5 protein-coding genes and 1 pseudogene are annotated in these 8619 nt (G+C 77.2%); 5 read left to right on the forward strand and 1 reads right to left on the reverse strand.

The window, feature by feature from the left end; all coding sequences use genetic code 11:
- The first annotated feature begins 14 nt into the window (after positions 1–14).
- Positions 15–1061, forward strand: coding sequence for an SGNH/GDSL hydrolase family protein (locus ADY01_RS28355; protein ID WP_078900685.1), 1047 nt, complete (start codon positions 15–17; stop codon positions 1059–1061).
- Positions 1062–1120: 59 nt separating this feature from the next.
- Here the strand turns inward: ADY01_RS28355 and ADY01_RS28360 are convergent, their stop codons facing one another.
- On the reverse strand, positions 1121–1573 hold the full coding sequence (locus tag ADY01_RS28360; RefSeq protein WP_049579205.1) for a cyclic nucleotide-binding domain-containing protein: 453 nt from the start codon (positions 1571–1573) through the stop codon (positions 1121–1123).
- Between the two features lie 158 nt (positions 1574–1731).
- On the opposite strand from ADY01_RS28360, the gene ADY01_RS28365 reads away from it, so the two are divergent.
- The 4 genes and pseudogenes from ADY01_RS28365 to ADY01_RS28380 form a co-directional block, all read left to right on the forward strand.
- A complete protein-coding gene (locus ADY01_RS28365) occupies positions 1732–4182 on the forward strand; it encodes a SpoIIE family protein phosphatase (protein ID WP_049579207.1) in 2451 nt (816 codons plus the stop codon).
- 99 nt (positions 4183–4281) lie between these two features.
- Complete coding sequence (locus ADY01_RS28370; protein ID WP_234320444.1) at positions 4282–5832, forward strand: hypothetical protein; 1551 nt, start codon at positions 4282–4284, stop codon at positions 5830–5832.
- Entirely contained in the window at positions 5829–6704 is an 876-nt protein-coding gene (locus ADY01_RS28375; protein WP_049579211.1) for a hypothetical protein, read from the forward strand. Before ADY01_RS28370 ends, ADY01_RS28375 begins: the two co-directional genes overlap by 4 nt.
- Before the next feature lie 45 nt (positions 6705–6749).
- Positions 6750–8619 (forward strand): annotated as a pseudogene (locus ADY01_RS28380) (hypothetical protein); the annotation flags it as partial.

Here is an 8619-nt window from a genome sequence, read left to right on the forward strand (position 1 = left end):
CCCGCAGCGCCGACGTGGCGGGCGGCGCGGCCCCCCGCGGCGAGGCCGACCGGTTCGTCGCGCTCGGCGACTCCCTGACCGAGGGGCTCGGCGACCCGCTGCCCCGCCCGCCCCGGCGGGAGGGGGGCGGGCCCTTCCGCGGTGAACGGGACGGGCAGCGGCGGTGGCGCGGCTTCGCCCCCCTGCTCGCGGCGGGGCTGCCCGCGCCCGGCGGAGCCGTGCGGCTGGTCAACCTGGCCCGCAGCGGCGCCCGCAGCGCCGACGTGGCGGGGGCGCAGCTCGCCGCGGCCAGGACCCACCGGCCGCACGTCGCCTCGGTCATCGTCGGCGGCAACGACACGCTGCGCTCCCCGTTCGACATCGCCCGCACCGCCCGCGACCTGGACGCGGTCATGGCCACGCTGACCGCCGAGGGGGCGGTGGTGCTCACCGCCTGCCTCCCGGACCCGGGGCGCATGCTTCGGCTGCCGCGCGCCGTGACCGCGCCGCTCGCACGGCGCATGCGCGCGCTCAACGACGTGGTGCACCACCTGTCCTGGCGCCATGGCGCCGTCCACGCACACCTCGCCGACCACCCGTGTGTCGCCGACCGCGCCGCCTGGAGCGTCGACCGGCTGCACCCGAGCGAGGCAGGGCACCGCCTGCTGGCGCGCGAGTTCCACGCGGGCCTGGCCGCCCGCGGCCTCGCCGCCGGCGCGCCCCCCTCGGCCGTTCCCGACCAGCCGCCGCCGCGCGCCTCGGCCAGCGCGTGGTGGCTCGCGACCCGCGGCACCCGCTGGGTCGCCGCCCGCTCCACCGACCTGCTGCCCGGCCTGCTGCGGCTGGCCGCCGCCGAGACCCGGCACCGCGTGGCCGGCACGCGGGAGACCCTGGAACGCGCCTCCCGGGACGCCACCAGGGCCGCCCTGCGCGCGACCGCCCCACCGGCGGTCGCCCCACCGGCCGTTCACCCGGCGGCCGTTCACCCACCGCCCGTTCACCCGGCCGGGGAGGCCCGCCGCGGAGAGGTCCCGACCCCGCGGCCCGAGGAGAGGGAGAAGGCGCTGGGACGCCTGGACTGACCGCGGACCGACCGCGGACTGACCGCGGACCGACCGCGGACCGACCACGCACCCCTGGCTCACCGCCGGCCGGCGTGCGGCGCGAACAGGTCGAGCAGCCGCGTCCGCGCCGCCCGCACCCGGTAGGCCAGGATCTCGGCGATCACGCGCAGCAGCGCGTATCCGAACGCCGGGTCCTCGTCGCACAGCGCCTGCACCTCACCGCCGTCGAACCGGTAGGCGCGCACCGGGCTCAGCGCCTCGGCGCCGAAGTCCCACTCGTACGGCGGAAACAGCCAGGACCAGCCCAGCAGGTCCCCCGTGTCCAGCGACGAGACGGCCGTGGGCCGCGTGCCGCCGAGCCGCAGGTCCAGCGTCACCGTGCCGGAACGGATGATCCAGAACCGGTCCGCCCGGCCCCTCTCCTCGAAGATCCGCTCTCCCTGCCCGAAGGAGACCTCCGTCGCCACGTCCATCAGCCGGTCGCGGTACGCGTCCGGCAGGACGCGGAGCAGTCGTCGCGGAGCCGTCATCGCCGCGCCTCCTCGTGACCGGGGCCGGTGTCCTCGCTGCCATTGGACCCCGAACGGCCCACCCCCGCATCCCGGCGCGGCCCCTGAGTCGCCGCACGGCCCGGGGTCCGCGACAGTGGGGGAGACGGCGGCCGCCGCGACGAGGCCGAGGGAGGAACGTGAACGCCACCCCGCACTCAGAGCGCCTGCACCGCCTGCCCGGCGCAGCCGCGGCGCTCCTGCTGGTCGACGGCCAGGGCCGGGTGCTGGCGGGCACCGCGGGAACGGAGCGGATCACCGGCCGCCCCGCGGGTGATCTGCGCGGCGCGCGCCTCGCGGACCTCCTCACCGAGCCCGCCGCCTGGCCAGACCTCGACGAGCTGTCCGACATCCGCGAGGCGGGGCACGGTTACGTCGGCGTCCGCCACCCCGACGGCACCACCGCGGAGGTCAGGCTCGACGTCTTCCCGCTCCTGCCCGACGGCGGGCCCCGCCAGCTGGTCGCGCTCAGCCCCGCCGACACCGCCCGCCGCCAGGAGGAGAACCAGGCCCTGCTGCGCGCGCTGTTCTCCCAGACCCGCGTCGGCCTCGCCATCCACGACACGGAGCTGTGCATCACCCGCCTCAACGCCAACCCCTCGGTCGCGGTGCGCGGCACCACGCCCCTCCAGGAGCTCGCGCTGCCCGCCCCGCTGACCGACGTGATGGTCCGGGAGGACGCCGAAGCCGTGCTGGAGCAGCTGGCGCGGGTGGCCGCCACCGGCGAGCCCCTCGTCTACTGGGAGCACTCGGGACGCCTGACCGTGGCGCCCGACGAGGAGCGCTTCCTCGCCGTCTCGGCCCTCCAGCTCCAGGACGACCAGGACCGCCTCCTCGGCGTCGTCAGCCTCTTCACCGACATCACCGAACAGCACGTCGCCCGCCGCCGGATGGCGCTGCTGCACACCGCGGCCGAGCGCATCGGCCCCTCCCTGGACGTCATGCGCAACGCCGAGGAGCTCGCCCATGTGCTCGTCCCCGACTTCGCCGACGCGGCGGCCGTCGACCTCTCCGAGGCGCTGCTCGGCGGCGACGAACCGGGCCCCGTCTTCCTCGGCGCGCCCGTCCGGCGCGTGGCCGCCGTCGCCGCGCGAGGCGACTGGCCCGCCGAAGCGCACCCCCGCGGGGCGCAGTTCCGGCTGGACACCCCCGCGGACGTGGGCCCCGCCGGGGTGCGGACGCTGCGCGAGTCCGAGGTGTCGGGGCTGCGCGCCCGGCCGCTGACCGACGGCACGGCCAACCGACCCGCGCTGCTGCTGCCCGCGGACGAGGGGTCCCGGATGATCCTGCCGCTGCGCGCCAGGGGCCAGGTGCTCGGCGCCCTCGCCCTGTGGCGCTCCGCCCGCCGCCCCCCGTTCAGCCGCTCCGACGCCGACCTGGCCGAGGAGATCGGGTCCCGCGCCGCCCTCAGCCTCGACAACGCCCGCCGCTACACCCGCGAACACCGCACCCTGGAGACGCTCCAGCGCAGCCTGCTGCCCCAGCCCGTCTTCGAGGTCAGCGCCGCGCACACCGCCGGCTCCTACGTCGCGGCGAGCACCACGGCGGGCATCGGCGGCAGCTGGTACGACGTCATCCCGCTCTCGTCGGCGCGCGTCGCGTTCGTCATCGGCGACGTGGCCGCGCACGGCCTGAGCGCCACCGCCACCATGGGGCGGCTGCGCACCGCCGTGCAGACCCTCGCCGACCTCGACCTCGCCCCGGACGAGCTGCTGACCCGCCTGGACGACCTGGCCATCAGGCTCGCCGACGTCGAGCCGCACCTCGACGGCACCCGCGGCGGCGCCGTCGGCGCCACCTGCCTGTACTGCGTCTACGACCCGGTCACCGGCAACTGCACCATGGCCGGAGCGGGCCGCGTCCCGCCCATCCTGGCCCGCCCCGGCGCACCGGCCCGTGAGGTGGGCCTGAGACCCGGCCCCCCGCTCGGCATCGGCGGCACCCCCTTCGAGAGCATCCGCCTCCACCTCGAACCCGGCAGCCTGCTGCTGTTCTTCAGCGAGCAGCTCGTCGCCCATTCCGGTGAGCCCGAGGACGGCAGCGAGGAGGGCCGCGAGCACCGCCTCGCGCTGCTGCGCGAGCGCGTCACCGCGGGGGCCGAGGCGTGCGACCCCCCGGCCACCGTCGGCCGTTCCGTGCTCGACGCCCTGCTCCCCGGCCGTTCCCCCGCCAACGACGTCGCGCTGCTCGCCGCCCGCGTCCACGCGCTGCCCGAGGACACCACGGCCGACTGGGAGTTCCCCGCTGACCCGGCCGTCGTCGGGCAGGCCCGCGACGCCGTCCTCGGCCAGCTGAAGGACTGGGACCTCGGCGCCCTCGCCTTCGCCACCGAACTGATCGTCAGCGAGCTGGTCACCAACGCCATCCGCTACGCCGGGGGACCCGTCGGGCTCCGGCTGATCCGCGACGACTCCCTCATCTGCGAGGTGTCCGACCCCAGCGAGACCCAGCCGCACCTGCGCCGCGCCCGCCCCACGGACGAGGGCGGCCGCGGCCTGTTCCTCGTCGCCCAGCTGGCCCACCGCTGGGGCAGCCGCTACACCGTCAGCGGCAAGACCATCTGGACCGAACAGCTGATGAACCCGGTCTAGCCCGCTCCTGCCCACCCCCTTTGTCGGCCAGGTCCCCTCCGGCTCCGGCGGCCGGGCGGCGGGCGGGCGTTGTCAGTGGGACCGCCTAAGGTGTGCCCCGTGACCGCACGTGACCAGGCGACGAGACAGGCGGGCCCCGGCGGGCCCGCCCCGGGCCCGGCCGCCGACGAGGGACTCGCCCGGCGGCTGAGGGCCCTGGCCTGCACCGCCCCGCTCCACGACCTCGACGCCCGCAAGGCGAACCTCGCGGGCGAGTACGGCACCTACGCCATGGCCGAGGTGGCGCTCGCCGCCATCGACCTGGTCACCCTCAGCATGGATTTCGACACCGGCGCCGACCATGAGGAGATCGTCGCCAGGCTCCTGCCCCGCGTCGCCGCCCAGGCCCCCCGCCGCCCCGCGGCCGAGCACGAGCGCGTCGCCCGCTGGGTCCTGGACAACCTGATCAACGTCGGCAGCGTCGACCGCGGCTTCCGCGCCGTCTACGGCACCTTCGGCCAGGACGGCGCCTACATCCGCAGGGACTACGACTTCAAGCTCATCGAGGAGGTCCCCGGACCCGGCGGCGGGGTCTATCTGCGCACCACGGACGAGGCGGTCAACGTGCTGGTCGGCGCCCTGGACACGGACGTCACCAGCGCCCAGATCGCCGCCGAGGTCAAGCTCGACGTGCTCATCAGCCGGGGCCGCCTCGCCGACGCCCAACTCGCCGCCGAGCAGGCCAGGTACCGCACCGTGCAGTACGCGGAGACCCTGCGCCGCACCCTGGAGACCACCCGCCGCGACGTCCGCGCCGTCGACTGGCTGCGCACCGTCCCCGACCTCATCACCGAGGCCCTGGACCACATCGCCGACCGCTACCGCCACGAGAACGCGATCCTCACCAACATCCGCCGCGCCCGCGACGAGGCCGTCGACACGGGCCACAAGCTCCGGGCCGCCGAGCTCGTCGACATCGTCAAGGACTGCATCCGCCGCCACACCCGCCTCCAGAGCCGCCTGCTGGAGGCCGGGCCGCTCTTCCGCGCCGAGCAGGACCGGCAGGCGTTCGCCCGGCCCGAGGCCCGCGCGGGCATCGACCTCTACGGCCACCTGCTCGCGCCCCTGCTGCCGTTGCCCGTCGAGCGGTCCACCCGCGTCACCGACGCCTTCTTCGCCCGGGGGACCGGGCCCCGCCCGCCGGGCGCCGTCCGCCTGGCCGACCTCACCGAGCTGCTGCTCACCCCGCCCGCGCCGCGCGAGCACCTGGGTGCCGAGCTCCCCGAGCCCGACCTCGTCGCCACCCCGGACGACAGCCGGTTCAGCGACGAACAGCTCTCCGCCGCCCTGGAGTTGCTCCAGCTCCCCGAGGACGCCCCGCGCCGCCTCTCCGGGCTGCTCGCCGAGGCCCGCCGCGCCGACCCCGACCTTCCCTACCTCGTCGCCCTGCTCGCCGTGCACGCCGCGAGCCCACCGGTCGGCACCGCCCACCGCCAGGGCGAGCCGCGGCTGCTGTTCGCCGTGGACGACGGCACCGAGCTGGCCGACCCCGACTTCGGCGGCGCCGACCTGGTCGTCGGTACCGCGCTGCTCGCCACCGCCCCGCTCCCGCTCGCCGGCGCCGACACGGCCGCGGGCGCGGGCTCCGCACCGACCCGGGAGGCACCGTGACCGACACCGAGGCCCGTCCGGCCGCCGAGCCGGACCGCACCCCCGCGACCCCCCCGCCCACCCCGGCGGACGTCGCCGACGCCGCCCGGCTGGTCTCGTTCGGCCTCCAGCCCAAGCTGGCCCCCGCCCGCGACGCCGAGTACGCGGCGCTCCTGCGGCGTTACCAGGAGGAGCCCCCCTTCGCCCGGCTCGCCGACGCCGTCGCCACCGGGCTCGGCCTCGTCGTCCTGGAGGTCTCCGCCCGGGCGGGCATGGCCGTCGCCGCCGCCGAGGACTCGGTCTTCGCCGTCCGCATGGGCGAGTACGCCCGCCGCACCACGGCCGACACCGCCGACCGGTTCCTGCACGGCCTCGCCCATCTCGCCGTCGCCGCCCTGGCGTTCCCGCGCCCCGCCGACCTCGCCGACGACGGCTACCTGGGCCGGATCACGGTCAACGGCGTCGAGGCGTTCGTCCGCCAGGCGTGCCGCCGCCTGGAGGAGCGCGCCGCCGAGCAGGGAGAGAACACCGACCCGGCCACCGGCGCCCCCGGCCTCGAAGCGGCCTGGCGCGTGTACGCCCGGCGCAGCACCACCGGCGCGACCAAGGACGCCCGCCGCCTGGCCGGTTCCACCACCGGCATCGTCGGCAAGGCCGTCGCGTTCCTCGCCGACTCCGGCTTCCTCCAGCGCACGGGCGACGACGCGGGCGGCGCCTACCGCACCACCGCCCGCTACCAGCTCCAGGTCAGGGACATGGCAGCGGGCGCCGCCATGTCCGAACTGCTCGGCCTGGGCATCGTCCCGGCCGCCGACGGCGCCGGCGCGCTGCTGCCCGCCGCCGGCGACTCCCTCGACCTGGTGGACGGGGCCGGCCTCCCGTTCCACCGCTGAGCCCGGCCACCGACCCACGTTCACAGCCTCCCGAGAGACCCCGCCATGTACGAGCTGTCCCGGATCCGCCTCTACTCCATCGGGCCGGCCGGCGCCCGCTACGCCGACACCGTCCTCGACCTGCGCGGCGTCGGGGACCCGGTGCCGCGGCCCGCGCCCGCCCAGGCGGACTTCTTCGAGGAGGAGCCCGTCGGCCCCCCGCGCCGCCCCGCCCCGGCCGGTGTGCTCTTCCTGGAGAACGGCGGCGGCAAGTCGGTGCTGCTCAAGCTCATCTTCTCGGTGATGCTCCCCGGCCACCGCAACACCCTGGGCGGCGCCAGCTCCGGCGTGCTGCGCAAGTTCCTCCTCGCCGACGACTGCGGCCATGTCGCGCTGGAGTGGCAGCACACCCTGACCGGCGAGACGGTCGTGGTCGGCAAGGTCAGCGAGTGGCGCGGACGCCAGGTCTCCAGCGACCCGCGGAGGTTCGCCGAGGCGTGGTACTCGTTCCGGCCCGGCCCCGGCATGAGCCTGGACTCGCTGCCGGTCGCGGAGTCCACCGTCCTGCGGCCCCCCGCCGCCGCCGAGGACGGCACCTCGGGCGCCAGGGGACGCCGCCGCACCATGAAGGGCTTCCGCGACGTCCTGACCGAGACGGGCAAGGCGTACCCCCACCTGGACGTGGTCTGGGAGGAGGTCCACGAGCGGTGGGTCGACCACCTGGGCCGCCTCGGCCTCGACCCCGAACTCTTCCGGTACCAGCGGGAGATGAACGCCGACGAGGGAGAGGCCGCGGGCCTCTTCTCCGTGAAGAACGACGCGGACTTCACCGACCTGCTGCTCCGCGCCGTCACCGACACCCGCGACACCGACGGCCTCGCCGACCTCGTGCACGGCTTCGCCCACAAGCTCGGCCGCCGTGCCGAGCTCACCGCCGAACGGGAGTTCACCGCCGGGTCGCTCGACCTGCTGGCCCGCGTCACCGAGGCCGCGGAAGAGCGGGAGTCGGCCCGCGCCGTGCACACCGCCGCCGGGCGCCGCACCCGGTCCCTCGCCCAGCGCCTCGCCGCCCGGGGCCTGGCGGAACGGGCCCGCGCCGCGGAGCTCGCCGACCGCGCCGCCGCCGCGGCGGCCACCGTCACGGACACCGAGCGCGCCCGCGTGCATGCCGCCCGCACCGCGGCCGAGATGGACTACCGGCACGCCTCGCTCGCCCTGGCCGCCGCCGAGAAGGCCGCCGCCGCCCAGCGCCGCGAGCTGAGCGAGGCCCGCACCCTGCACGCCTCCTGGCAGGCGGCCGAGACGGTCCTCGCCCACCGCGCGGCAGCGGACCGCTCCGCCCGTGTCGCCGTCGCCATCCGCGAGGCCGAGCGCGACGCCGCGCCCGCCCTCGCCGCCCGCGGCCGCGCCGCCGCCGCCCTGGTCAGGGCCCTGCACGCCGCGGCCGCGGCCGGCGAGGAGATCGCCGCCGAGGGTGAGGAGCGCGTCGCCGCCCTCCAGGCCGCCTCCGAGGCGGCCCACCGGGACGCCACCGCCGCCGCCACCGAGGCGCAGCGCGCCCGCAGCGAGAGCGAGCACCTGCGCCAGCGCCTCGCCGAGGTCGAGCAGGAGACCGAGGAGGCGGTGCGCGCCGGCCGGCTCGACGGCGCGGCCCCGCAGGCCGACCCGGCGCGCGTCGCGCTCGCCGCGAGCGACACGGAGCAGGCGGCCGTCGCCGCCTGGGAGAGCGCGAGGGAGACCGCCTCCCGCACCGCGGAGCAGGCCCGGCACGCGGCGGCCGAGCACGCCGCCGCCGAGCTTGCCGCCGCCCGCGCCGCCGACGCTGCCCAGGCGGCCGCCGCCGTCCACGCCGCGGAGCACCGCGCCGCCGCCACGCTCGCCCAAGAGCCGCGCCTGGCCCGGCTCCTGGGCCTGCCCCCCGCGCCCGACCCCCTCG

The sequence above is a fragment of the Streptomyces sp. SBT349 genome, from assembly GCF_001083795.1.
GTDB lineage: Bacteria > Actinomycetota > Actinomycetes > Streptomycetales > Streptomycetaceae > Streptomyces.